Raw genomic sequence first — 25,935 nt, forward strand, 5'->3', positions numbered from 1 at the left:
AGCCATCAGGTGACGTCAGAACGTGACGTCATCGGTCGTCACAATATCTCTAACGCGGGGACACATGCAGACACTTAAGGTCGATCTAGGCGAGCGCAGCTACCCGATCCATATTGGCGAAGGTCTGCTGGACCAGCCCGAGTTGCTCGCACCGCATATTGCCGGGCGGCAAGTGGCGATCATCTCCAACGAAACGGTCGCGCCGCTGTATCTTGAGCGTCTGAGCCGCAGCCTGTCGGCCTATTCGGTGATCTCCGTGATCCTGCCCGACGGCGAAGCCCACAAGAACTGGGAAACCCTGCAACTGATCTTTGATGGCCTGCTCACCGCACGTCATGACCGCCGCACCACCGTGATCGCCCTGGGCGGCGGTGTGATCGGCGACATGGCCGGCTTTGCGGCGGCCTGTTACCAGCGTGGCGTGGACTTTATCCAAGTGCCGACCACGTTGCTGTCCCAGGTCGATTCGTCGGTGGGCGGCAAGACCGGCATCAACCATCCGCTGGGCAAGAACATGGTGGGCGCGTTCTACCAGCCTCAGGCCGTGCTGATCGACACCGCGACCCTCAATACCTTGCCGCCGCGCGAGTTGTCGGCGGGCCTGGCGGAAGTCATCAAGTACGGGTTGATCTGCGACGAACCGTTCCTGGCCTGGCTGGAAGAACACGTCGACGCGTTGCGCAACCTTGACCAAGTAGCACTCACCGAAGCGATTTCCCGCTCCTGCGCCGCCAAGGCGCTGGTGGTGAATGCCGACGAACGGGAGTCCGGTGTACGGGCCACCCTCAACCTGGGCCACACCTTCGGCCATGCGATCGAAACCCACATGGGCTATGGTGTGTGGTTGCACGGGGAGGCTGTAGCGGCTGGCACCGTGATGGCATTGGAGATGTCGCAGCGCCTGGGCTGGATCAGCGCCGAGGAGCGTGATCGCGGCATCCGCCTGTTCCAGCGCGCCGGTTTGCCGGTGATCCCGCCGGAGGAGATGACTGAGGCGGATTTCCTCGAACATATGGCAATAGACAAGAAAGTGATCGACGGTCGACTGCGACTGGTGCTGCTGCGCCACATGGGCGAAGCGGTGGTGACCGACGATTATCCGAAAGAGATTTTACAGGCCACGCTGGGAGCGGATTACCGCGCCCTGGCCCAGCTTAAAGGTTAATAAGATCCCGATGACTAGTTTGCATGCCGACGAGGCGTTCCTCGGCCATTACCAGTTAAGCCACGACCCTTTTGCTCCACGGGTGCCTGGCTTCAAATTTTTCCCGGCCCAGCGCAAGCCAGTGCTCGGCCAGCTGCACCACCTCGCGCGTTACAGCCAACTGCTGCTGGTAGTGACCGGCCCGCTGGGCAGCGGCAAGACCTTGCTGCGCCAGGCCCTGGTGGCCAGCACCAACAAGCAGTCGGTGCAGAGTGTGGTGGTGTCGGCCCGTGGTGCCGGTGATGCGGCGGGGGTTCTGCGCCAAGTCGCCCAGGCGCTGGACGTGGCGACTGCCGAGCCGAATGCGATCCTCAAGCAAGTGGTGCAGCTGGGCCTGACCGGCCAGGAAGTCTACCTGCTGGTGGATGACGCCGAGCAGCTCGACGAATCCGCCCTGGAAGCGCTGCTGGCGCTGGCAGCCGGTACGCCGGAAGGTCGCCCGCACGTGTTCCTGTTTGGTGAGTCGTCGCTGATCGCCGAGCTGGAGCAGATCAGCGGTGACCAGGAGCTGTTCCACGTCATCGAGCTGCAGCCGTACGAAGAGGAAGAAACCCGCGAATACCTGGCTCAGCGCCTGGAAGGCGCAGGGGCCGGTATCGAACTTTTCTCCGCTCAGCAGATCTCTGATATTCACGAAAGCTCCGACGGCTGGCCTGGCACCATCAACCAGGTTGCCCGCGATGCCATGATCGAAGCCATGATTGCCAGCCGCACTGCGGTCAAGCGTCCAAAGATGGGGTTCACTATGCCTAAGAAACACGTATTGGCTATTTCCGCCGTTGTCGTGGTCGCTGTCGCCGCCGCCTGGTTGATTCCAGGCCGCAGCAAGGCACCGACCACGGCCGGCGCGCCAACCGAACAGGCGCAGTTGCCACTGGGCAAGCCCACGCCAAACGTCGAGTTCGCCAACTCCGGCCAGCCGACCAACCTGCCGATGGTCGGCCAGCCTGTGATGCGCGGTCCGCTCGCCGAAGAAGCCGGTGGCATCTCCGAAGGCGACGACGGCGTGCCGCTGGAAGGCTCCAGCGCCACACCACCTACCGTGACCACCACTGCGCCGCCTGCGGGCGTGCCAGCGGGCCAGCCGGCTGCGGTTGCCAAGCCGACTCCGGCACCGACTGTCGCCACCGCCAAGCCAGCGCCTGTGACCAAGCCGGTCGCGCCTGCGCCAGCCGCCAAGCCAGCACCGGCTGCGGCTGCCAAGCCTGCTGAAAAACCGGCCGCCACCGTTGCCAAAGCCGGCGCCGCTGGTAGCAGCTGGTACGCCAGCCAGCCAACCGGCAACTTCGTGGTGCAGATTCTCGGCACCAGCTCCGAAGCCAACGCCCAAGCGTTCGTGAAAGAGCAGGGCGGCGAGTACCGTTATTTCAAGAAAGTGCTCAACGGCAAGCCTCTCTACGTGATCACCTACGGCAACTTCTCCAACCGTGCAGCCGCCGATTCTGCGATCAAAACCTTGCCAGCGAAGGTTCAGGCTGGTAAACCTTGGCCTCGCACTGTTGCCAGCGTTCAACAAGAACTCGCAACAACTCGCTGAAGATCCGGCGGCCTTACCCAGGCCGCCCTCCCGGCACCTCAAAAAATAACCGCAAGTGCGTGCAGTCTCTAGAGACCGCGCGCTTTGTGGTGTCTGCGTCACAGTAGCTTTTGAGTCGTAGCGGTCAGAATTAAAAAAGTTTTGACTAGCACAGCATATCGCTTTAAACCTTTCATAAATGCGACATAGATTTGCGACATTTCGTCGCTAAATTTGTGAGCGTCTGTGTCGGTGTGTACAATGACCTCCCTTTTGCCCCCGCTAAGCCGGCGTACGTTCGGCGTGGAAGGTAACCGGTTGAATTGAAAAGAAATTTGCCTCGATATAAGAGGCAGCCTGGTGAGAAAGTGTCTATGAAAGCAGGTCTGTACCAACCCGATGAATTCAAGGATAACTGCGGTTTCGGCCTGATAGCCCATATGCAGGGCGAGCCCAGTCATACCCTTTTGCAAACGGCCATCGAGGCCCTGACCTGCATGACCCACCGCGGTGGGATCAACGCCGACGGCAAGACCGGTGACGGTTGTGGCTTGCTGATTCAAAAGCCCGACCAGTTCCTGCGCGCTGTCGCAAAAGAGCAATTTGCGGTCGACCTGCCCAAGCAGTACGCCGTGGGCATGGTGTTTTTCAACCAGGACCCGGTCAAGGCCGAAGCCGCTCGCGAGAACATGAACCGCGAGATCCTGGCCGCCGGCCTGCAACTCGTCGGCTGGCGCAAAGTGCCGATCGACACCAGCGTACTCGGCCGCCTGGCCAACGAGCGCCTGCCGCAGATCGAACAAGTGTTCATCGCAGGCGAAGGCCTGAGCGACCAGGACATGGCGATCAAGCTGTTCACCTCGCGTCGTCGTTCGTCGGTTTCCAATGCCGCCGACACCGACCACTACATCTGCAGCTTTTCGCACAAGACCATCATTTATAAAGGCCTGATGATGCCGGCGGACCTCACCGCCTTCTATCCAGACCTGAGCGATGAGCGCCTGCAAACCGCAATCTGCGTGTTCCACCAGCGCTTCTCCACCAACACCCTGCCGAAATGGCCGCTCGCCCAGCCATTCCGCTTCCTCGCCCACAACGGCGAAATCAACACCATCACCGGCAACCGCAACTGGGCCGTGGCCCGTCGCACCAAGTTCGCCAACGACTTGATGGACCTGGAAGAGCTCGGCCCGCTGGTCAACCGCGTGGGCTCCGACTCCTCCAGCATGGACAACATGCTCGAACTGATGGTCACCGGCGGCATCGACCTGTTCCGTGGCGTGCGCATGATCATTCCGCCAGCGTGGCAGAACGTCGAAACCATGGACCCGGACCTGCGTGCGTTCTACGAGTACAACTCGATGCACATGGAGCCGTGGGACGGCCCGGCCGGCGTGGTCATGACCGACGGCCGCTACGCGGTGTGCCTGCTTGACCGTAACGGTCTGCGCCCGGCGCGTTGGGTCACCACCACCAACGGCTTCATCACCCTCGCGTCGGAAATCGGCGTGTGGGACTACAAGCCTGAAGACGTTATCGCAAAAGGCCGCGTGGGCCCTGGCCAGATTTTGGCCGTGGACACCGAAACCGGTCAGATCCTCGACACCGACGCCATCGACAACCGCTTGAAGTCGCGTCACCCGTACAAGCAATGGCTGCGCAAGAACGCCCTGCGCATCCAGGCGACCATGGAAGACAACGACCACGGTTCGGCTTTCTACGATGTCGACCAGCTCAAGCAATACATGAAGATGTATCAGGTCACGTTCGAAGAGCGCGACCAGGTGCTGCGTCCGCTCGGCGAGCAAGGCTACGAGGCGGTCGGTTCCATGGGCGATGACACGCCGATGGCCGTGCTGTCCCAGCGCGTGCGCACGCCGTATGACTACTTCCGCCAGCAGTTCGCCCAGGTGACCAACCCGCCGATCGACCCGCTGCGCGAAGCCATCGTGATGTCCCTGGAAGTGTGCCTCGGTGCCGAGCGCAACATCTTCCAGGAATCGCCTGAGCACGCCTCCCGCGTGATCCTCAGCTCGCCGGTCGTGTCCCCGGCCAAGTGGCGCTCGTTGATGACCCTGGATCGCCCAGGCTTCGACCGCCAGATCATCGACCTGAACTACGACGAAAGCCTCGGCCTTGAAGCCGCTGTGCGCAACGTCGCTGACCAGGCCGAAGAAGCCGTGCGCGCCGGTCGTACCCAGATTGTGTTGACCGACCGCCATATCGCCCCAGGCAAGCTGCCGATCCACGCTTCCTTGGCGACCGGCGCAGTGCACCACCGCCTGACCGAAAAAGGCCTGCGCTGCGACTCCAACATCCTTGTGGAAACCGCCACCGCCCGCGACCCGCATCACTTCGCGGTGCTGATCGGCTTCGGCGCCTCGGCGGTGTACCCATTCCTCGCGTACGAAGTGCTGGGTGACCTGATCCGTACAGGTGAAGTGCTGGGCGACCTCTACGAGGTGTTCAAGAACTACCGCAAGGGCATCACCAAGGGCTTGCTGAAGATCCTGTCGAAAATGGGCATCTCCACCGTCACGTCCTATCGCGGCGCGCAACTGTTCGAAGCCATTGGCCTGTCTGAAGAAGTCTGCGACCTGAGCTTCCGTGGCGTGCCAAGCCGCATTAAGGGTGCGCGTTTCGTCGACATCGAAGCCGAGCAAAAAGCTCTGGCAGCCGAAGCCTGGAGCGCGCGCAAGCCGATCCAGCAAGGCGGTCTGCTCAAGTTCGTGCACGGTGGCGAATACCACGCCTACAACCCGGACGTGGTCAATACCCTGCAAGCCGCCGTGCAGCAGGGCGACTACGCCAAGTTCAAGGAATACACCTCGCTGGTGGACAACCGCCCGGTGTCGATGATCCGCGATTTGTTCAAGGTGAAGACCCTGGACACGCCGATGGATATCAGCGAAGTCGAGCCGCTGGAGTCGATCCTCAAGCGCTTCGACTCTGCCGGTATCTCGCTGGGCGCCTTGTCGCCTGAGGCTCACGAAGCCCTGGCCGAAGCCATGAACCGCCTGGGTGCGCGTTCCAACTCCGGCGAAGGCGGTGAAGACCCGGCGCGCTACGGCACCATCAAGAGCTCGAAAATCAAGCAGGTTGCCACTGGCCGTTTCGGTGTGACCCCGGAATACCTGGTCAACGCCGAAGTGCTGCAGATCAAGGTGGCCCAGGGCGCCAAGCCTGGCGAAGGCGGTCAACTGCCAGGCGGCAAGGTCAATGGTTTGATCGCCAAGCTGCGTTACGCAGTGCCGGGCGTGACGCTGATCTCGCCTCCGCCGCACCACGACATCTACTCGATTGAAGACTTGTCGCAGCTGATTTTCGACTTGAAACAAGTCAACCCGCAGGCGCTGGTCTCGGTGAAGCTGGTGGCAGAAGCCGGCGTGGGCACCATTGCCGCTGGCGTGGCCAAGGCCTATGCCGACCTGATCACCATCTCCGGTTACGACGGCGGCACCGGCGCATCGCCGCTGACCTCCATCAAGTATGCGGGCGCACCGTGGGAACTCGGCCTGGCCGAAACCCACCAGACCCTGCGCGGCAACGACCTGCGCGGCAAAGTGCGGGTGCAGACTGACGGCGGCCTGAAAACCGGCCTCGACGTGATCAAGGCCGCGATCCTCGGCGCCGAAAGCTTCGGCTTCGGCACTGCGCCAATGATCGCCCTGGGCTGCAAATACCTGCGCATCTGCCACCTGAACAACTGCGCCACCGGCGTCGCCACTCAGAACGAGAAGCTGCGCAAGGATCACTACATCGGCACCGTCGACATGGTGGTGAACTTCTTCACCTACGTCGCCGAAGAAACCCGTGAGTGGCTGGCCAAGCTGGGCGTGCGTTCCCTCGAAGAGCTGATCGGTCGCACCGACCTGTTGGAAATCCTCGAAGGCCAGACCGCCAAGCAACATCACCTGGACCTGACGCCGCTGTTGGGCAGCGATCACATTCCGGCCGACAAACCGCAGTTCTGCGGCGTCGAGCGCAACCCGCCCTTCGACAAAGGCCTGCTGGCCGAGAAGATGGTGGAAATCGCCGGTTCGTCGATCAACGATGCCAGCGGTGGCGAATTCGCCCTGGATATCTGCAACTGCGACCGTTCCATCGGCGCACGCATCTCCGGCGAAATCGCGCGCAAGCACGGCAACCAGGGCATGGCCAAGGCGCCGATCACCTTCCGCTTCAAAGGCACTGCGGGCCAGAGCTTTGGCGTGTGGAACGCCGGCGGCCTGCACATGTACCTGGAAGGTGACGCCAACGACTACGTGGGCAAGGGCATGACCGGCGGCAAGCTGGTGATCGTTCCGCCTAAAGGCAGCGTCTACAAGACCCAGGACAGTGCCATCATCGGCAACACCTGCTTGTACGGCGCCACCGGTGGCAAGCTGTTCGCCGCCGGCACCGCCGGTGAGCGTTTCGCCGTGCGTAACTCCGGTGCCCATACCGTGGTGGAAGGCACTGGCGATCACTGCTGCGAGTACATGACCGGGGGCTTTGTCGCGGTACTGGGCAAGACCGGTTACAACTTCGGTTCGGGCATGACCGGCGGTTTCGCCTACGTGCTCGACCAGGACAATACCTTCGTCGACAAGGTCAACCACGAGTTGGTCGAGATCCAGCGGATCAGCGGCGAAGCCATGGAGTCCTACCGGAACCACTTGCAGCACGTGCTGGACGAGTACGTCGAGGAGACCGGCAGCGAATGGGGCCGCAACCTCGCCGAAAACCTCGATGATTACCTGCGTCGTTTCTGGCTGGTCAAGCCCAAGGCTGCCAACCTGAAATCGTTGCTTTCCAGCATCCGTGCCAACCCGCAGTGATATGCGCCTGAAGAGTTTGATGAGGTTTTAACATGGCTGAACGTCTGAATAACGACTTCCAGTTCATCGATGTCGGGCGCAAAGATCCGAAGAAGAAACTGTTGCGTCAACGCAAGAAAGAGTTCGTGGAAATCTACGAACCCTTCAAACCCCAGCACTCGGCCGACCAGGCCCACCGCTGCCTGGGTTGCGGTAACCCGTATTGCGAATGGAAGTGCCCGGTGCACAACTTCATTCCCAACTGGCTCAAGTTGGTGGCCGAGGGCAACATCCTCGCCGCCGCCGAGCTGTCGCACCAGACCAACACCCTGCCGGAAGTGTGCGGCCGGGTGTGCCCGCAGGACCGTCTGTGCGAGGGTGCGTGCACCCTTAACGACGGCTTCGGTGCGGTGACCATCGGCTCGGTGGAGAAGTACATCACCGACACCGCGTTCGCCATGGGCTGGCGCCCGGACATGTCCAAGGTCAAGCCGACCGGCAAGCGCGTCGCCATCATCGGCGCCGGCCCTGCCGGCCTGGGCTGTGCCGACGTGCTGGTGCGTGGCGGCGTGACCCCGGTAGTGTTCGACAAGAACCCGGAAATTGGCGGCCTGCTGACCTTCGGTATCCCCGAGTTCAAGCTGGAAAAAACCGTACTGAGCAACCGTCGTGAAGTGTTCACCGGCATGGGTATCGAGTTCCGCCTGAACACCGAAATCGGCAAAGACGTGACCATGGAGCAACTGCTCGAAGAATACGATGCCGTGTTCATGGGCATGGGCACCTACACCTACATGAAGGGCGGTTTTGCCGGTGAGGACCTGCCGGGCGTGTACGACGCGCTGGACTTCCTGATCGCCAACGTGAATCGCAACCTGGGCTTTGAAAAGTCGCCGGAAGATTTCGTCGACATGAAAGGCAAGAAGGTCGTGGTACTCGGCGGTGGCGACACCGCGATGGACTGCAACCGTACGTCGATCCGCCAGGGCGCCAAGTCGGTGACCTGTGCCTATCGTCGTGACGAAGCCAACATGCCGGGCTCGCGCAAAGAGGTGAAGAACGCCAAGGAAGAAGGTGTGAAATTCCTCTACAACCGCCAGCCGATCGCAATTGTTGGTGAAGACCGCGTCGAAGGCGTGAAGGTGGTCGAGACCCGTCTCGGCGAGCCGGACGCCCGTGGCCGTCGCAGCCCTGAGCCGATCCCGGGTTCCGAAGAAATCATCCCGGCGGATGCTGTGGTCATCGCTTTCGGTTTCCGCCCGAGCCCGGCGCCGTGGTTCGAACAGTTTGAAATCCAGACCGACAGCCAGGGCCGCGTCGTTGCCCCGGAACAAGGCCAGTACAAGCACCAGACCAGCAACCCGAAGATCTTCGCCGGTGGCGACATGGTGCGTGGTTCTGACCTGGTGGTGACGGCGATCTTCGAAGGGCGCAATGCTGCCGAAGGGATCCTGGATTACCTGGGCGTCTGAGCCCTGATACCCGCGACAAATTGACCCGATAGACAAAAGGCACGGCTCATACCGTGCCTTTTGCGTCTGGCTCTGAGAAAATGCCCGCACTTTTTTTGCGGATGCCGACATGACTGCCCTCAAGAACGACCGTTTCCTTCGTGCCCTGCTCAAGCAACCCGTGGACGTCACCCCTGTGTGGATGATGCGCCAAGCCGGCCGCTACCTGCCGGAATACCGCGCCAGTCGCGCCAACGCCGGCGACTTCATGAGCCTGTGCATGAACCCGGAGTTCGCCTGCGAAGTCACGATGCAGCCGCTGGACCGCTACCCACAACTGGACGCGGCCATCCTCTTCTCCGACATCCTCACCATCCCTGACGCCATGGGCCAAGGCCTGTACTTTGAAACCGGCGAAGGCCCGCGTTTCAAGAAAGTCGTCAGCACCCTGGCCGACATCGAAGCCCTGCCGATCCCTGATCCGCACAAAGACCTCGGCTACGTGATGGACGCCGTCAGCACCATCCGCCGCGAGCTCAATGGCCGCGTGCCGCTGATCGGCTTCTCCGGCAGCCCGTGGACCCTGGCCACCTACATGGTCGAAGGCGGCTCGTCGAAAGACTTCCGCAAGACCAAGGCCATGCTCTACGACAACCCGCAAGCCATGCACCTGCTGCTGGACAAGCTGGCGCAGTCGGTTACCTCCTACCTCAACGGCCAGATCATGGCCGGTGCGCAAGCCGTGCAGATCTTCGACACCTGGGGCGGCAACCTGTCGGCGGCGGCGTACCAGGAGTTTTCCCTGGCCTACATGCGCAAAATCGTCAGCGGCCTGATCCGCGAACACGAAGGCCGCAAGGTTCCCGTGATCATGTTCACCAAGGGTGGCGGTCTGTGGCTGGAAAGCATTGCCGACGCCGGTGCCGATGCGTTGGGCCTGGACTGGACCTGTGACATTGGCGAAGCTCGCCAGCGCGTGGGCAACCGCGTTGCGCTGCAAGGCAACATGGACCCGACCGTGCTGTACGCCAAGCCAGAAGCTATCCGCACCGAGGTTGGCCGCATCCTCGCCAGCTACGGCAAAGGCACTGGGCACGTGTTCAACCTCGGCCATGGCATCACCCCGGAAGTGAACCCGGAGCATGCAGGTGCCTTCCTGCAAGCGGTGCACGAACTGTCCGCGCAGTACCACGAGTAAATGAAAAAGCCCGGCAAATGCCGGGCCTTTTCATGGCTGAACACAAATCAAAATGTGGGAGCTTGCTTGTCGAATCGTCGCACCGCTGCGATAGCAGTAGTGAATTCACTATCGCTATCGCAGGCAAGCCAGCTCCCACATAAAAGCAAAATAGCCTTAGACCTTCACGTCTCCCAGCGGCGGCAACTTCGCCAGCTTCAACGCCACCAGCAACGCTCCGATCAGCAGCGCCACGATAAACGCCCCAATCCCATTCCATCCGGCAAAGTGCCAGAAGAACCCGCCTGCCGTCCCCGCAATACTCGACCCCACGTAGTAGCAGAACAGGTACAGCGACGACGCCTGCCCCTTGGCTTTCACCGCGCGGCGGCCGATCCAACTGCTGGCCACCGAGTGGGCGCCGAAGAAGCCGAAGGTGAAGATCAGCATGCCCGGTACCACCAGCCACAGTGGCGTGAACAGGGTCAGGGCCATACCGGCGAGCATCAGCACGATGGTGCCCCACAGTACGCGACGGCGGCCGAGGCGGTCGGCCAGGGAGCCGATTTTCGCCGAGCTGTAGATACCCGAGAGGTACACCAGCGACAACAAGCCGACCAACGCCTGGCTGAGGTCGTAGGGATCGGCCAGCAGGCGATAGCCGATGTAGTTGAACATCGTCACGAACGCGCCCATCAGCAGGAACGCTTCGAGGAACAGCCACGGCAGGCCTGCGTCCTTGAAGTGCATGACGAAGCCATCCACCAGGCTGCGCGGCTTGAGGCTGGTGGCGCGGAAGTTGCGCGATTCCGGGAGGATTTTCCAGAACACCGTGGCGGCGATCAGCGCCAGGGCGCCGATGATCAGCATGGCGGTGTGCCAGCTGACGAAGTCGATCAACACGCCGATGATCAGGCGCCCGCTCATGCCGCCAATCGCGTTGCCGCCGATGTACAAACCCATGGCCAGGCCGATGTGCTGCGGATGGATCTCCTCGCTCAGGTAGGTCATGGCCACGGCGGCCAGGCCGCTCAGCGACAAGCCCACCAGTGCACGCATGAACAGGATGCCTTCCCAGGTCGGCATCAGACCGCTGGCGATGGTGGCTAATGCGGCGCAGAACAGCGCGGAGACCATCACCGGCTTGCGACCCAGGCGGTCGGAAATCGGTCCGGTAATCAGCAAACCGAATGCCAGCATCGCCGTGGCCACCGACAGGATCAGGCTGCTTTGTGCCGCATTGATGGAAAATTCGTGGGACAGCGCCGGCATCATCGGCTGCACGCAATACAGCAGCGCAAAGGTGGCGAAACCACCGGAGAACAGCGCCAGCACCGTGCGCATGAACATCGGCGTGCCTTTTTCGATGAACTCGTCATTGAGCTGGGCCACCACCTCATCCAGGGCGGTGGGCGGGACGTCTTGAGCGAGTGGAGCGACAGCAGCTTTCACGGGGACCTCGGGGAGGAAGAGCGTGCCAGGACAGGCAATGCAAAAAAGAATATAGCTCCCTAATGATTCTTTCCAATATATTGTTCGACCTGTTTGATAGCTTTGACGACCTAATGAGGCTCCCATGGAATTGCGTCACTTGCGGTACTTCATCGCCGTCGCCGAAGAACTGCATTTCGGCCGGGCCGCGCAGGTGCTGGGCATCTCGCAACCGCCGCTGAGCCAGCAGATCCAGGCGCTGGAACAGGAGGTGGGGGCGCGGTTGTTTGAGCGTACCAATCGTCGGGTCGAGCTGAGTGAAGCGGGGCGATTGTTCCTGCACGAGGCGCGGCTGGTGCTGGCACAGGTCGACAAGGCGGCGGACGTCGCGCGCCGGGCGCAGTTGGGTGAGCTGGGCGAATTGAAGATTGGCTTCACCTCGTCGGCGCCGTTCAACTCCAGCATCCCCCAGGCGATCTTTGCGTTTCGCCAGGCGTTCCCGGCGGTGCATCTGAACCTGCAGGAGATGAGCAGTACTGAAGTGGCCGAGTCGCTGGTGGATGAGTCGATTCAGGTAGGGCTGATGCGGCCGCTGCCGTTGCCGGATTCTCTGAGCGTGGTCGAGTTGATGCGTGAGCCGCTGGTGGCCGTGTTGAACGCCGGTCATCCTTTGGTGGAGGGCAGTGAACGTGGCTTGCACCTGGCGCAACTGGCGCAGGAACCGTTCGTGTTTTTCCCGCGCACCTACGGCAGTGGTCTCTATGCCCAGTTGCTCAGCCTGGCGCGTGATGCCGGCTTCAGCCCGCACTTTGCCCAGGAGGCCGGGGAGGCGATGACCATCATCGGCCTGGTGGCGGCGGGTTTGGGCGTATCGGTACTGCCGGCGTCCTACCAGCGCATTCGGATCGATGGTGTGGTGTATCGCACGCTGCTGGATCAGGAGGCGATGACGGCGGTGTGGCTGGTGCAACGCAAGGGCGCGCAGACGCCGATGGCAGAGGCGTTTGTGGAGTTGTTGACGCGCAAGGCTGCCCAATAGCCTCCGGCAGGCAGGCTGTTGTGGTGAGCGAGCTTGCTCGCGCTGGGCTGCGTAGCGGCCCCAAAGATCTTGGGAGCGCTTCGCACTCCAGCGCGGGGCAAGCCCGCTCACCACAACAAGCCCGCTCACCACGGGGGGCGTTGACTCTGGTTTTACTTCGACGTACCCGTCTGCTCAAACAACTGCGCCGCCGACCCCGCCTCATTCACGCCATTGCTGCGCAACCCCGCCATGATGTCGCTATCCAGGTTGTTCACCCAGCGGTTGTAGTTGCGATGGATCTTGCCGTCCTTGTAGCCCAGGTCGCGGCTGTCGCGGTAGGTGATGGCGTAGCTGTTGCGGGTGTAGCGGATGTCGATGGCTGCGTAGTACTGGTTACGCACGTTGATTTCGGCTTGCACCAGTTGCGGGCTCAGGCGTTGTACCGTCCACTCGCGTTTTTGCAGGGCGTTGACGATCACCGTTTTCATTTTTTCTTCGCTGACCTGGGCGTCGGCCGGCAGGTCGTGCTGGGTATTGAGGATCGGCTTGTTGGTACAACCGGCGGTGACCAACAGGGCCAGCGTGATCAAGGTGACGCGCAGCAAGGAAGACATTCCGTATTCTCCAATCGATTTAAAAGTCAGGACCAGCGGCGGAAGATCAGCGAGGTGTTGACGCCGCCAAAGGCAAAGTTGTTGTTCATCACGTAGTCGTGGTGCATCTCGCGGAACTCACCTTGCAGGTAATCCAGCTCGCCGCATTGCGGGTCGACCGAATCCAGATTGAAGGTGTGCACGTACTGGTTGCGGTTCATCATCTCGATGCTGAACCACGACTCCAGCGCACCGCACGCGCCCAAGGTGTGACCGAGGAAACTCTTCTGCGAGCTGATAGGCATGCGGCTGCCGAACAGGCTGCTGGTGGCCAGGGTTTCGGCGATATCGCCCTGGTCGGTGGCGGTGCCATGCCCGTTCACGTAGCCGATAGCGGAGGGCTCCAGCCCGGCATCTTCCAGGGCCAGTTCCATGGCGCGGCGCATGGTTTTCTGTTCCGGGCGGGTGGTGTGCTGGCCGTCGGCATTGCTGCCAAAACCGACCAGCTCGGCGTGGATATGCGCACCACGGGCCAACGCGTGTTCCAGTTCTTCAAGCACCAGCATGCCGCCGCCTTCGCCGATCACCAGGCCGTCGCGGCCGCTGTCGTAGGGGCGCGGGCTGGTCTGCGGCGCGTCGTTTTTCAGGCTGGTGGCGTAGAGCGCGTCAAACACCATGGCTTCGGTGGGGCACAACTCCTCGGCGCCACCGGCGAGCATCAGCGGCAGACGGCCGAACTTGATCGCCTCATAGGCATAACCAATGCCCTGGCTGCCGCTGGTGCAAGCGCTTGATGTAGGGATCAGCCGCCCGGTCAGGCCAAAGAAGATGCTGATATTCGCCGCCGTAGTGTGCGGCATCATGCGCACATAGGAGTTGGCATTCAGCCCCTCGGCCACCGAGTTCAGCAGCATGTTGCCGAACGCCTTGATCTCGTCAGTGCTGCCGGTAGACGAGCCGCAGGCCACGCCCATACGCCCGTCCTTGATCGACTCGTCGCCCAGCAAGCCCGCGTCCTGCAACGCCTGCTCCGCCGCCCACACTGCCAGGCGCGACACCCGGCCCATGCTGCGCAGTTGCTTGCGCGTCCAGTGCGCGGGCACGACAAAATCGTCGATCGGGCCGGCCAGGCGCGTGTTCAGTTCGGTAAAGCGGTCCCACTCATCCATGCGCCGGATGCCGCTGCGGTTGGCGCGGAAGTTGGCGGAAATGGTCGCCCAATCGCCGCCCAGGGAAGTCATGCCGGCCATGCCGGTCACTACGACGCGTTTCATCAGCACAGGCCTCCATTCACGGCCAAGACCTGGCGCGTGATGTAACCGGCTTCGGCCGACATCAGGAAGTTCACCGCACCGGCCACCTCTTCCGGGGTGCCCATGCGCTGCGCGGGGATCATCTTCATCAGTTCTTCCACCGGCACGTTTTCATCCAGCATGGCGGTGTCGATTAAGCCGGGGGCGACGCAGTTGACGGTGATCTTGCGCTTGCCCAGCTCAATGGCCAGGGCCTTGGCTGCGCCAATCAGGCCGGCTTTGGAGGCGCTGTAGTTGACTTGGCCGCGGTTGCCGATCAGTCCGGAAACCGAGGTGATGCACACGATGCGCCCAGCCGCGCGACGACGAATCATCGGCATCATCACCGGGTGCAACACGTTGTAGAAACCGTCGAGATTGGTGCGCATCACCACGTCCCAATCGTCTTCCGACAACGCCGGAAATGCACCGTCGCGGGTCAGGCCGGCGTTGAGCACCACGCCGTAATAGGCGCCATGTTGCTCTACATCGGCCTCAAGAATTTCTTTGCACGTCGCGCGATCCGCCACATCGAATTGCAGCACCCGCGCCTTGCGGCCCAGGGCTTCAACCTCGGCCTGCACCGCATCGGCGTCGCTACGGCCGCTGCGGCAATGCAGCACGATGTCATGCCCGGCCTGGGCCAGGCGCAGGGCGATGGCGCGGCCGATGCCACGGCTGGAGCCGGTGACCAGTACGGATTCAGTCATGGCGTTACGTCCTTCGATTCATCTAAATAGTTGGCCGCCTGGGGCGGTCGAAATACGTTCAAGCGGGCGCTGGCCTGGATCCCGTCGCCGGTCAGGTGGCATTCGAACACACCCATGCCGTTGTCGTCTTCCAGGGAGCGCAGGCCGTGGATCGCCAACTCGGCGCCCGCCGGGAAGTGCTCCACGTTGCATTCGAACTTACGTGTGCCGAGCAGGAAGCCCAGTTCCACCGCTTCGCCTTTCTGGCGCGCGCGGCAACCGGCGTAGGCGGCGACGCTTTGCGCCATCAACTCGATGCCGACCCAGGCCGGCAGGCTGCCGTCCGGGCGGTTGAACAGGCCGCCGGGTTTGACGGTGACGCGGGTGTGGATCTGCTCTTCATCGAACGACAGCACCTGGTCGATGAGGATCATGTCGCCCGCATGGGGCAGCAGTTCAGCGAGTGGCCAAGCAATCATGGGGCCTCTCCGATAATCAGGCTGACGTTGTTGCCGCCGAAGGCAAATGAATTGCTCATCAGGCAGCGCTTTCCCAGGGTTTCCGAGGCCTGCGCCCACTGCAAGGCGGGCAGGGCCGGGTCGGCCTGGCCGTCCCACACGTGGGGCGGGACACGGTTGTGAGCCAGGCTCAACCAACAGAACGCCGCTTCCAGCGCCCCGGCTGCGCCGAGGGTGTGACCGCTCATGGGTTTGGTCGACGAGCAGGCCACACCGTTCGGAAACAGGCTGGCGACGGCCAGGCTTTCCATGGCGTCGTTATGTTGGGTGGCGGTGCCGTGCAGGTTCAGGTAGCCGATCTGCTCAGGCTGCAATCGGGCGCTGGCCAAGGCCTTGCGCATCGACTGCAATGCGCCTTTGCCGGTGGGCTCGGGCGCGGAGATATGGTGCGCATCGCAACTGGCGCCGCTGCCCAACAAGGCAATTGGCGCGGCTTGCTTGCTCATCAGGAACAGCACGGCCGCTTCGCCGATGTTGATGCCGTTGCGGTTCACCGAGAACGGATTGCAGCGCTCGTTCGACACTGCTTCCAATGAGCTGAAACCGTTGAGGGTCAGCTTGCACAGGCTGTCGACGCCGCCGCAGATCACCGCATCGCACACGCCCAGGTCCAGCAGGCGCTGGGCACTCATCAAGGCGCGGGCGCTGGAGGTGCAGGCGGTGGAGATCACATAGGCCGGGCCGCTCAGTTGCAGCCAGTCGGCGAGGAAATTCGCCGGGGCGCTGAGTTCCTGCTGCTGGTAGTCGTAGTCGCCGGGGAACCGGTGTTCCCGCAGAAAATGCGCGATGCCCCGACTGGCTTCGTCGATGCCCGAGGTGCTGGTGCCGAGTACAACGCCGACGCGCGATGCGCCGTAGGTGTGGATCGCCTGGCGGATATCGCCCTCAATCTGCAACGCCGCTTCCAGCAGCAACTGGTTATTGCGGCTGCTTTGCTGGCCCAGTTCGGCGGGGATGGTCGCCAACTCGCCGTGCACTCCGGCTACCGGCAACACGCGTTCCGGCACCCAGCCGCTTTCGGCGCGCATACCGGAGCAGTCGCCGGCAAACAGGCTGCGGCTGACTTCATCCTGGCCACGGCCGAGGGCGCAGATCACGCCCAGGGCGTTGAGGTAGGCGCTCATCGGGCGGCCCCGAGCGGCGTGATGCGATAGCTCAACGGCTGGCCGGTCATGTTCACGCTGAAGACCTCGGACGACTGATACACGATCTGCCAATGCCCCGGCAGGGTGCGCGTCAGGTCCATGGCTTGCGCGGTCGGGTAGAGCGCGCGCAGGTCATCCGCCGACGCCAGTGCAAACAGCAACGCGGCAAACAGCTCGCGCGCCTGGGGATTGGGCGGCAGCAAGCCGTCGGCCTGCCACTCGCCATCGATCAGTTTTTGTCGGGCCTGGGGGATGCCCAGCGGGTCCATCATCGACCAGCGAATACCGCCGCTTTCGCGCTGGATCACCAACAGCCAGTCCTGGCTCTGCCCGTCGGCTAGGCGTTGCACATGCAATTGCAGCGGCAAGGCCAGGGTCGGGGGTTTCTCCGGCAGCGGCGGCTGGCTGGCGCAGGCGCTCAGCAGCAACAGGCAGCCGATCAACAGCATGCGCATCATGGGGCAGCACTCGTCAGCGGTTTGCGTGCCACGCAGTTGACCAATGTTTCCTCGCGCTGGCCCACCGGTGGCGCCTTACGCAGGCCCCAGCGTTCCAGCAGGCCGAAATCGCTGGAGCGGCTCCACCACAAGTACGGGTACGAGACGTTCTGCGGGCCAAATTCAAAACCCTGCTCACGAATCATCTCCAGGTACTCCTCGGCGCTTTTCTGCACATGCATCGGGTGGCGGAATAGCCAGCGAATCACCCAGGTGTCGATATAGGCTTCGGTGGATTCGGCAAACAGCAGATAACCGCCCGGCTTGAGCACACGGTAGAACTCCTTGAGCGCGCGGTGTTGCTCGACCAGATGGTGGAAGGTCTGGTGGCAGAACAGGATATCGACGCTTGCGTCCGGCACTTGCAAGGTGGCGCAGTCGCTGCCGATCAGTTCGATGGCCAAGCCTTGGCGCTGGGCTTCTGCACGGCTCAGCTCCAGGCTGTGCGGGTCGGCATCCAGGCCGATCAGGCGCTCGGGGGCGAACACCTGCTGCAAGTACTGGAACGACTTGCCCTGGCCACAACCGGCGTCGAGCAATACGGGCGCCTCTGGCAAGGGGTCGGTAAACAGGCCGCGCAGGTCGTTGATCGCCACGCGCAGCACATGGTGCTGCCAGGTGTGGCTGCGCAGGAACCAGAAGCCGAACCTGGTTTCCTCGACGTAGTTTTTACTCAGGTACTGGCTAGTCATACCGGCTCACTCGCACAAATCTCCGACAGCATCCGCAACCGCCGCTTGGGCTCGCTGACAAACGGGTTGCGCTCATCCCAGGCGTAGCCGGCGAGGATCGAGCAGATCATCCGGCGAATCTCCGGCGAGCTGTCCGGGTGATAGATCACATCCTGGAACGTCCCGGCATACCAGCCCTCGACGTAACAGCGGAAGGTGTCCACGCCGCGTTTCAAGGGCACGGCGAACTCGCTTTCCCAGTCGACGGTTTCGCCCTTGAGCTGACGGTGCAACACAGCGGCTGCCATGCTCGCCGAACGCATGGCGATGGTCACCCCGGACGAAAACACCGGGTCGAGGAATTCCGCCGCATTGCCCAGCAAGGCAAAACCCGGCCCGTGCAGGGTTTTGACGTTGGCCGCGTAGCCGCCGAGGGTACGCGCCGGTGTATCCCACACGGCGTTTTGCAGCACGCCGGCAAGGCTTGGGGTTTCGGCGATAAAGCCGCGCAGGCAGGCGTCGAGGTCGCCATCACGACCGTCGAAATGCTCCTTGGCCGCGACCACGCCCACCGAGCAACGCCCGTTACTGAACGGAATGGTCCAGAACCAGATATCACGCTGGGTGGGATGGGTGGTCACCAGAATCTTGCTGCGATCAAAACCTGGATGTTCGATGCGGTCTTCGACGTGGGTGAACACGGCCTGGCGTACGGGGAAGTCGGACGGCAGATCCAGGTCCAGCAGGCGCGGCAGCACGCGGCCATAGCCGCTGGCGTCGAGCACAAACTTGGCCTTGAGGTGGTACTCGGTGCCGTTCTCGCGGCGTACGTGCAGGTAACGGGATTCGCCCTGGAAGTCCACGCCGACGATGGTTTCGCCGTAGCGGATCTCTACGCCTTGCAGCGCGGCTTGATCGGCCAGCAACTTGTCGAACTCGCCGCGCTGCACCTGGAAGGTGGTCGGCTTGCCGTTGCTGAAGGTGTCACTGAAATCAAATGCACTGTAACGCTCGCCCCAGGCGAACGCGGCGCCCGTTTTCACCTGGAACCCAGCGGCCTGTACGGCGTCGAGCATCCCGGCTTCTTCGATGAAGTCGATGCAGTGGGACAGCAGGCTTTCGCCAATCGAGAACCGTGGGAAATGCTGGCGCTCGATGATCAATACATCATGCCCTTTGCGCTTTAACAGCGCGGCGGCGATGGCCCCGGACGGACCGGCACCGATCACCACCACCTGGCGACGTTCCATTTCAACTGTGGGCACGAGGGCTCCTTGCCACATTGGCGATAATCACATTCATAAGGCGTGTTTCTGTTGCCCGGCCCAGGGTGCCAGCATAAAGCTGAATGCCAGGCCCAGGCTGACCGATAAGCCGAAATTGCTCACCGCCGGTGTACTGGACACCGCCAGCAGCCCAAACGACAGCCAGGTCGTCAGCGCGGCCAACAATGTTCCTAAAAGACTGACCGCAGGGCCGCCGATTTGCTCGCGCATCAGGATCGCGTAATCGACGCTGATGGCCGTGACCAACAGCAGGCCGAACAGGCTGAACAGCGTCAGCGGTTGGCCGAGCCAACCGAGGCTGGCCAGGCTGCACAGGGCTGCCAGCAGCGGCAAGGCGACGATGCGCAAGGCCCCGCTGAAGCCGAACGGCAGGATCAGCAGCAACACGATCAGCACGCAAGACATCAACTTCAATTCAGCGGCGCTGATCTGCGTGTCGGCGAACACCCGGTTCAAGTCGCCCAATCGGTCGACCAATTGCACGCCGGGCAAGTCCAGCGCCTGCACACGCAGCAAAGCGGGGTTGTTCAGGCCTTGCAGGCTGACCATGGCCGCCACGCCACCGTCGACCTGGCCGAGCCACAGCGTGCGCCAAGGCTCGGCCATGGGACCGGCCAGCGCGGCGTCGATGTCTTGGGTAGGCAGCGCTTGCAGGTGCGCGACTTCGGCTTGCAGGGCGCTGGCGGGTACGCCGAGGTCCAGCAGCGGCTGCCAGTGTTGCGCCAGGTTGTTCAGCGCACCACGCAGTTGTTGCTGTTCGGCTGGCTGGCTGACCAATTGATTGAGCGCCAGGTAGCCTTGGAGCTTGTCCATGTTCACCAACTGATCCAGGCGCTGCGCCAACGCGCTCTGACGCTCCAGCAGCTGTTGCTGGTTGTCCGCCCGCACCAGGAAGAACTGGCTGGTGGGTTGGAATCCGGTAATCCGCGCCACGGCCTGCGCTTCTTGCAGCAATTGCGGCGGCGCGCCGATCCATTGGCGGATATCGTTTTTGCTGTTCAGGTGCCACAGGCCACCGGCGCAAAACAGCAGCACCAGCGCCAGCAGTATCGGGCTTGGCACGCGCTTGAGCAGCGACTCGCGCACCAACCACAGGCATTCGGCGACACGCAGCGGCCATTGTGCCGGGCGCAGTTCGACGCCCTTGAGCAGCGCCGGCAGCAGGCACACGGCGGACAGGTAGGCACCGACCAGGCCAGCGGCGGAGAAGATGGCGATTTGCGTCAACGCCGGGAACGGCGTCCAGGCCAGCGCCAGGTAGCCGATGCAACTGGTCGCCAGGCTCAGGCTCAACCCCGGCAAGGTGATGCGAAGCGCCGGCCAGCTGCGCCACGGCTGCATGCTCCAGCTTTTCGACAGGTAATGCAGCGGGTAATCCACCGCCACGCCGATCAGGCTGGAGCCCAGCACCAGCGTCATCACATGCATATGGCCGAACAGCGCCACGCAGGCCACCGCGCCAAACAGCATGCCCACCAGCACCGGCACAAAGGCCAGCAACACCCGCCAGCGGCGGAAGGCGAGCAGCAGCAACAACAGGATGCCGACGGTAGCGCCGCCGCCGACCCAAGTAATTTCCCGCGTGGCTTGCTGCTGACCATTGGCGGCGTAGAGCAAGCCGCTGGCGGCGAGCAATTGCGCGCCGTGTTCGCTGGCCTGCGCGCGACTGGCCTGGAGCAAATCCGCCACTTGCAGCGGCAGTTTCATGTCGAAGGCATTGCCGGTGGTGCGCGCACGCAGCAGCACCCAGCTCTTGCCATCGGCATCGGCGATCAACGCGCCGCTGCCGATATCCAGCTGCACCGAGCCGTGCTGCGGCTGGCTGTTCTGGATGCGCCCGGTAAGGCCCAGCCAGTCGTCCTGGCTCGGCACCAGGCTGAACCCGGTGAAGGGATCGAACAGCGCTTGCACGCGCTGCTGGATAAACGCGTCAGGCTGTTCGATCAACTGCTCGCGGTCCTTGGCCGAGAGCATCGCCAGGCGCCCGCGCAGCAATTGCTCACGCAGTGCCGGCAAGTCGGCTTGCAGGTTCCACTGCACTTTTTCAAACAGCCCGCTGGCCTGCCAGCGCTCGCCCAATTGTTGCGCGACTGCCACGGCTTGCTGGCGGTCGGCATGGCCCACAAGCACCAGCATCTCGCGGTTCAGCGGTTCCTGCATGCGCTGTTCGGCTTGCTGCTCCAGGGCGTCCGGCGTGTTGCCCGGCACCAGCTCCATCAGGTTGGCCGACAACGGTGCGCCATGGCGCCATTGCCAGCCGGCCAGGGCCAGCACGGCCACCAGCAGGATCAGGAACAGGCGCGGCAGCATGCGCTCACTGGGCAAAGTCGTGTTGCTCCACTTCGCTCAGGGGTTGGCTGGCCGTGCTGTCCTGCATGCGCAAAACGGTGCTGTCGCCTTGGGTTTCCAGCAGTTCGATGGTCTGCACCAAGTCGCCGCCGTCGATGTTGATCTGGGTGAACACCTGCTTGAGCAACAGTGAACGCGGGATCAGCGTGAGCTTCCATTGCTTCGCCTCGCCTTGCAGCTGCAAGTCGAAGTCGCGCTGCAAGCCGCTGCTGTCGCCCTGGAGCACGGCGAGGAACAGGCGATTCTGCTCGGCGCCGGCGCTCTTGTTCGGCAGCAGTTGCCAGCCATTGGCGTCGCGGCGGGCAATGCCCTGGGCGCTGATGCGGTAGTCCTGTTGCAATGGGGTTTTCAGCAGCCACAGCAGGCCGTGGTCTTTCGCCAGCACAAAGGTGCCTTTGCTGACCAAGGGCTGGGGCAGCGCGCGCAGGTGTTTTTCCTGGGTGAAGCTGCCGTGGATCACGCTGGGTTTGGCCAACTGCTCGCTGAGCTGTTGCAGATCGAAGGCGTGGGCTTGCAGCGACAGCAGCAGCGCACCCAGAAAGGTGATCCATTTCATGACAGGGCCTTTTCGACGGCGTCGGTGAATACTTTGGGCGAGGCTAATTGCATCTCGCGACTGGCGATTTCCACTGCCACTTGCACGGTGCTGGCGCGGGTCAGCCGTTCGCCACTGTCTCGGTCGGTGATCAGGTAGTTGACCTTCAAGCGGTTCTCCCACTCCACCAGGCTGGCACGCACGTTGAGGGTCTGGCCGAACACCGCGCCGCGTACGTAACGCAGCTGCATGTCGATCACCGGCCAGGCGTAGCCGGAGTCGAGCATTGCCGTGTAGTTGTGGCCGATCTTGTCCAGCAACGCGCAGCGCGCGACCTCCAGGTACTTCACGTAATGCCCGTGCCACACCACGTTCATGGTGTCGACGTCAAAAAACGGCACGAGGATTTCAGTGTCGCAATGCAGCACGCCCTGGCTACGCATGCAGCCTCCAGTGTTGCTCGGCAATGCGTTGCAGGCACAGGCGCAGTTCGCCTTCGAGGGCGCGGTCTTCGATGACAGGTGGGAAGTCCTTGGCCAGTTCTTCGTGCATTGCTGCCAATGCGGGTGGCAATGGGCGTGCATCTTCGGCCTGGGCGCGCAGCCACACGCCTTGGTTGGCGGCGAGCAGCGTGGCAGCGGCGACCTGCTCGGTCAGCTCCAGCACGCGGATTGCATCGCGGGCGGCGATGGTGCCCATGCTCACTTTGTCCTGGTTGTGGCACTCGGTGGAGCGCGAGAACACGCTGGCCGGCATCGTATTTTTCAAGGCTTCGGCGGTCCAGGCGCTGGTGCCGATCTGCACGGCCTTGAAGCCGTGGTTGATCATGGCGCGGTCGGCTGGCGCGCCGGACAGGTTGCTCGGCAGGCCGTGGTTGTAACGCACGTCCACCAGCAGCGCGAGCTGGCGGTCGAGCAGGTCAGCGACGTTGGCCACCAGGGTCTTGAGGCTGTCCATGGCGAAGGCGATATGCCCGCCGTAGAAATGCCCACCGTGCAGCACGCGTTCTTCCTCGGCGTCGATGATCGGGTTGTCGTTGGCGCTGTTCAGTTCGATCTCGATGAACGAACGCAGCCAGTTCAGGCTGTCAGCCAGCACGCCAAGGACGTGGGGCGCGCAGCGCAGCGAGTAACGGTCCTGCAGGCGATGCAACGGCGCGGTCGGCGCATCGATCGCCAGGTCCTTGCGCAGCCAGGCCGCGACTTGCATCTGCCCAGGGTGCGGCTTGGCGGCGAACAGGCGCTCGTCGAAGTGTTCCGGGTTGCCTTGCAGCGCCACCACGTTCAGCGCGGTGATGCGCGTGGCCAGTTGCAGCAGGTAGTCGGCGCGGGCGAACGCCAGGCAGGCCAGGCCGGTCATCACGGCGGTACCGTTCATCAGCGCCAGGGCTTCCTTGGGACGCAATACCAGCGGCTCCCAGCCCAGCTCGCGGTGTACGTCGGCGGCTTGGCGGCGTTCGCCACGGAACATCACTTCACGTTCGCCGGACAGGGTCGCGGCCACGTAGGACAGCGGCGTCAGATCACCGCTGGCGCCCACCGAGCCTTCTTCCGGGATCAGCGGCAGCACGTCGTGTTCAAGGAACGCCTGCAGGCGTTCCAGCAGCTCCACGCGCACGCCGGAAACGCCGTGACAGAGCGACTGCAATCGCGCCGCCAGCACCGCGCGGGTGGCCTGGGCGTCGAGCAACTTGCCCAAGCCACAACCGTGGAAGGTGTACAGATGACGAGGCAACGCTTCGACGTGCTGCAACGGCACCGCCACCACGCACGAGTCGCCGTAGCCGGTGGTCACGCCGTAGATCACGCCTTCCTTGTCCAGCAGCGAGTCGAGGAACTGCGCGCCCTTGGCGATGCGCTGGCGATAGGCTGCATCGTCCTGCAGTTGGGTCGGCGCCTGACGGTTGGCCAGGGCCAACACGTCTTCGATGCGCAAAGCGCGTTCGCCAAAGGTTACCGGCTCAAGATGCGTCGTCATCGGTCTTCCAGAAAGGGTAAAAGTTGAACCATTGTTGGGGCGCTTCCAGGCAGAACTGGCCCAGCCGTGCGGCGTAGCGCGCGGTCCACAGGGCTATGACCTGCTCGCGGGTGTTGCGTTTCCATTCGATCAATTCAGCGAACGGCTCAATGCTCAGGCGGTAGCGGCCGTTGTGCTTGAGGCACATCAGCAGGTTCACCGGGCATTTGAGCAGGCCGGCCAGCAGCCACGGGCCTTGGGGGAAGGCCGCGTCATGGCCGAGGAAATCCACGCGCACCGTGCGCCCGCCGTGCAGCGGCACGCGGTCGCCGGCAATGGCCAGCCATTCGCCGTCGTCCAGGCGCTGGCTGAGCAGCAGCATGGTGGCCGGGTCCAACTCGCTGACCTGGATCAGGCGCAAATGGGTCGCCCCGGCTTCGCCCAGCAGGCGGTTGAATTGCTCGGCGTGCTTGGTGTGCACCAGCACATTCATGGTGACCTGCTCGCCTATTTCGGCGAGGGCGCGGCACACTTCCAGGTTGCCCAGGTGCGCGCCCACCAGCATCTGCCCGCGCTCGCCACGCAGTTGCCCGCGCAATTGCGCCGGGTCGTTGATCTCGATCTGCTCCAGGCGCAGCTTGCCGTTCCACACGTCGAGTTTGTCGAGCAGCGAGTCGGCAAACGCCATGAACTGGCCGAAGACTTTCCAGTGGCTGGGGCGCAGTTCATCGCGCCCGCTCCAGTCGGCCAGGCGCTGCTGGTACTGCCAGGCGCTGCGGCGCGCGGTGCGGCCGAACAGGAAGAAGTACAACACGATGCCGTACAGCACCGGGCTCAACAGGCGGCGGCCAAGGACCTTGGCGGCGAAAGCGGTGAGTTTCATCAGCCAATAGCTGCCGCGTTCCTCGCGGTCGGCCCAGTGTTTGCCGCTGTCGCTCATGCCTGCCACCGTCGCCACAGGATCATCGGCGCGCGCACCAACATGCCGAAGAACAACCGGGTGTGCATGGCCGAGATGCGTACGTTGTCGCGGAACAGCCGGAAGTGCGACAGGCCGTCAGCCGGGTAATGCACCTGGGTTGGCAGCCAGCGCATCGGCTGGTTGCGCCAGGCCAGGCGCACCAGGATGTCGGAGTCGAAATCCATGCGCGTGCCGATGTAGGCCGAGTCCATCAGCGCCAGCACCGGCGCCAGCGGGTACACGCGAAAGCCGCACATCGAGTCGCGGATCTGCAGCGACAAGGTGTTGATCCATACCCACACGTGGGTCAGGTAGCGCGCGTACAGGCGGCCTTTGGGCACGCTGTCGTCGTATTCGGGGTAGCCGCAGATGATCGCGTCGGGGTGACGGCGCGAGGTGTCGATAAAGGTTTCAACTTCGCGCAGGTCATGCTGGCCGTCGGCGTCGACTTGCAGGGCGTGGCTGAAGCCCAGGCGTGCCGCCTCGCGGAAACCGGCCATCACGGCGCCGCCTTTGCCCTGGTTAGTGGGTAGGGTCAGCAGGGTGACGTTTTCCAGGACTGCCAACTCTGCCAAAACCGCCGCGCAGGCCGGGCTGCTGCCGTCGTCGACCAGCAGGCACGGCAGTCCACTGTTCAACAGGCTGCGGACGACGGCGGGCACGGCGGCTTCGTGGTTGTAGACCGGGATCAGGGCGCAGGGGTTATGCATGACAGCTCTCACTGGCTAGACGAGAACCAGTGGTGAGCGGGCTTGCCCCGCGTTGGGCTGCGAAGCGGCCCCAAAACCTGCCAACTCGGTATGCCTGACACACTGAGGCGATCTGATTGGGGCTGCTTCGCAGC

Annotated in this window: 21 protein-coding genes; 6 read left to right on the forward strand and 15 right to left on the reverse strand. The window is 63.0% G+C overall.

The window, feature by feature from the left end:
• Nucleotides 1–64 precede the first annotated feature (64 nt).
• The 5 genes from aroB (at nt 65) to hemE (ending at nt 10,168) form a co-directional block, all read left to right on the forward strand.
• On the forward strand, nt 65–1,165 hold the full coding sequence (gene aroB, locus ACP7BX_RS19860; RefSeq protein ID WP_033897761.1) for a 3-dehydroquinate synthase: 1,101 nt from the start codon (nt 65–67) through the stop codon (nt 1,163–1,165).
• Nucleotides 1,166–1,175: 10 nt separating this feature from the next.
• Nucleotides 1,176–2,741 (forward strand): SPOR domain-containing protein, encoded by a 1,566-nt coding sequence (locus tag ACP7BX_RS19865; protein ID WP_426129364.1) that lies wholly within the window; start codon nt 1,176–1,178, stop codon nt 2,739–2,741.
• Between the two features lie 353 nt (nt 2,742–3,094).
• Nucleotides 3,095–7,540 (forward strand): glutamate synthase large subunit, encoded by a 4,446-nt coding sequence (gltB, locus tag ACP7BX_RS19870; protein ID WP_038846427.1) that lies wholly within the window; start codon nt 3,095–3,097, stop codon nt 7,538–7,540.
• A gap of 32 nt (nt 7,541–7,572) precedes the next feature.
• Complete coding sequence (locus tag ACP7BX_RS19875; RefSeq protein ID WP_177011634.1) at nt 7,573–8,991, forward strand: FAD-dependent oxidoreductase; 1,419 nt, start codon at nt 7,573–7,575, stop codon at nt 8,989–8,991.
• 109 nt (nt 8,992–9,100) lie between these two features.
• Complete coding sequence (hemE, locus tag ACP7BX_RS19880; protein ID WP_252993379.1) at nt 9,101–10,168, forward strand: uroporphyrinogen decarboxylase; 1,068 nt, start codon at nt 9,101–9,103, stop codon at nt 10,166–10,168.
• A gap of 156 nt (nt 10,169–10,324) precedes the next feature.
• Here hemE and ACP7BX_RS19885 read toward each other — a convergent pair whose 3' ends face one another.
• A complete protein-coding gene (locus ACP7BX_RS19885) occupies nt 10,325–11,599 on the reverse strand; it encodes an MFS transporter (RefSeq protein WP_426129361.1) in 1,275 nt (424 codons plus the stop codon).
• Between the two features lie 124 nt (nt 11,600–11,723).
• Here ACP7BX_RS19885 and ACP7BX_RS19890 point away from each other — a divergent pair, with 124 nt between their 5' ends.
• On the forward strand, nt 11,724–12,617 hold the full coding sequence (locus tag ACP7BX_RS19890) for a LysR substrate-binding domain-containing protein (protein WP_426129359.1): 894 nt from the start codon (nt 11,724–11,726) through the stop codon (nt 12,615–12,617).
• Between the two features lie 152 nt (nt 12,618–12,769).
• On the opposite strand, the gene ACP7BX_RS19895 is transcribed toward ACP7BX_RS19890, so the two are convergent.
• From ACP7BX_RS19895 to ACP7BX_RS19960, 14 genes are read right to left on the reverse strand one after another with little or no spacing between them, the layout of a single operon-like run.
• Entirely contained in the window at nt 12,770–13,213 is a 444-nt protein-coding gene (locus tag ACP7BX_RS19895) for a hypothetical protein (protein WP_426129357.1), read from the reverse strand.
• A 26-nt stretch (nt 13,214–13,239) separates the two neighbouring features.
• Nucleotides 13,240–14,466, reverse strand: a complete 1,227-nt coding sequence (locus tag ACP7BX_RS19900) for a beta-ketoacyl-ACP synthase (protein ID WP_033897771.1) — start codon at nt 14,464–14,466, stop codon at nt 13,240–13,242.
• A complete protein-coding gene (gene fabG, locus ACP7BX_RS19905; RefSeq protein WP_426129355.1) occupies nt 14,466–15,194 on the reverse strand; it encodes a 3-oxoacyl-ACP reductase FabG in 729 nt (242 codons plus the stop codon). The genes ACP7BX_RS19900 and fabG overlap by 1 nt, the downstream gene beginning before the upstream one ends.
• Nucleotides 15,191–15,652 carry a hotdog family protein gene (locus ACP7BX_RS19910; protein WP_095014398.1) on the reverse strand — a complete coding sequence of 154 codons (462 nt, stop codon included), beginning with the start codon at nt 15,650–15,652 and terminating at the stop codon, nt 15,191–15,193. Before ACP7BX_RS19910 ends, fabG begins: the two co-directional genes overlap by 4 nt.
• Nucleotides 15,649–16,815 (reverse strand): beta-ketoacyl-[acyl-carrier-protein] synthase family protein, encoded by a 1,167-nt coding sequence (locus tag ACP7BX_RS19915; protein WP_426129353.1) that lies wholly within the window; start codon nt 16,813–16,815, stop codon nt 15,649–15,651. Before ACP7BX_RS19915 ends, ACP7BX_RS19910 begins: the two co-directional genes overlap by 4 nt.
• Nucleotides 16,812–17,294 (reverse strand): hypothetical protein, encoded by a 483-nt coding sequence (locus ACP7BX_RS19920; RefSeq protein WP_426129351.1) that lies wholly within the window; start codon nt 17,292–17,294, stop codon nt 16,812–16,814. Before ACP7BX_RS19920 ends, ACP7BX_RS19915 begins: the two co-directional genes overlap by 4 nt.
• Entirely contained in the window at nt 17,291–18,025 is a 735-nt protein-coding gene (locus ACP7BX_RS19925) for a class I SAM-dependent methyltransferase (RefSeq protein ID WP_426129349.1), read from the reverse strand. Before ACP7BX_RS19925 ends, ACP7BX_RS19920 begins: the two co-directional genes overlap by 4 nt.
• Entirely contained in the window at nt 18,022–19,269 is a 1,248-nt protein-coding gene (locus tag ACP7BX_RS19930) for an NAD(P)/FAD-dependent oxidoreductase (protein WP_426129347.1), read from the reverse strand. Before ACP7BX_RS19930 ends, ACP7BX_RS19925 begins: the two co-directional genes overlap by 4 nt.
• Before the next feature lie 33 nt (nt 19,270–19,302).
• Nucleotides 19,303–21,615, reverse strand: a complete 2,313-nt coding sequence (locus ACP7BX_RS19935) for an MMPL family transporter (RefSeq protein WP_426129345.1) — start codon at nt 21,613–21,615, stop codon at nt 19,303–19,305.
• Nucleotides 21,605–22,195, reverse strand: coding sequence for an outer membrane lipoprotein carrier protein LolA (locus tag ACP7BX_RS19940; RefSeq protein ID WP_426129343.1), 591 nt, complete (start codon nt 22,193–22,195; stop codon nt 21,605–21,607). The genes ACP7BX_RS19935 and ACP7BX_RS19940 overlap by 11 nt, the downstream gene beginning before the upstream one ends.
• The gene (locus ACP7BX_RS19945; RefSeq protein ID WP_178954253.1) at nt 22,192–22,617 is read right to left on the reverse strand and encodes an acyl-CoA thioesterase; all 426 of its coding nucleotides are present in this window, start codon (nt 22,615–22,617) and stop codon (nt 22,192–22,194) included. Before ACP7BX_RS19945 ends, ACP7BX_RS19940 begins: the two co-directional genes overlap by 4 nt.
• Nucleotides 22,610–24,151, reverse strand: a complete 1,542-nt coding sequence (locus ACP7BX_RS19950; RefSeq protein WP_033897781.1) for an HAL/PAL/TAL family ammonia-lyase — start codon at nt 24,149–24,151, stop codon at nt 22,610–22,612. Before ACP7BX_RS19950 ends, ACP7BX_RS19945 begins: the two co-directional genes overlap by 8 nt.
• On the reverse strand, nt 24,135–25,070 hold the full coding sequence (locus ACP7BX_RS19955; RefSeq protein WP_016979211.1) for a glycosyl transferase: 936 nt from the start codon (nt 25,068–25,070) through the stop codon (nt 24,135–24,137). Before ACP7BX_RS19955 ends, ACP7BX_RS19950 begins: the two co-directional genes overlap by 17 nt.
• A complete protein-coding gene (locus tag ACP7BX_RS19960) occupies nt 25,067–25,801 on the reverse strand; it encodes a glycosyltransferase family 2 protein (RefSeq protein ID WP_177109904.1) in 735 nt (244 codons plus the stop codon). Before ACP7BX_RS19960 ends, ACP7BX_RS19955 begins: the two co-directional genes overlap by 4 nt.
• Nucleotides 25,802–25,935: the final 134 nt, after the last annotated feature.

This window comes from Pseudomonas sp. DWP3-1-3b3 (assembly GCF_049896305.1).
Classification (GTDB): Bacteria; Pseudomonadota; Gammaproteobacteria; order Pseudomonadales; family Pseudomonadaceae; genus Aquipseudomonas; species Aquipseudomonas azotoformans_A.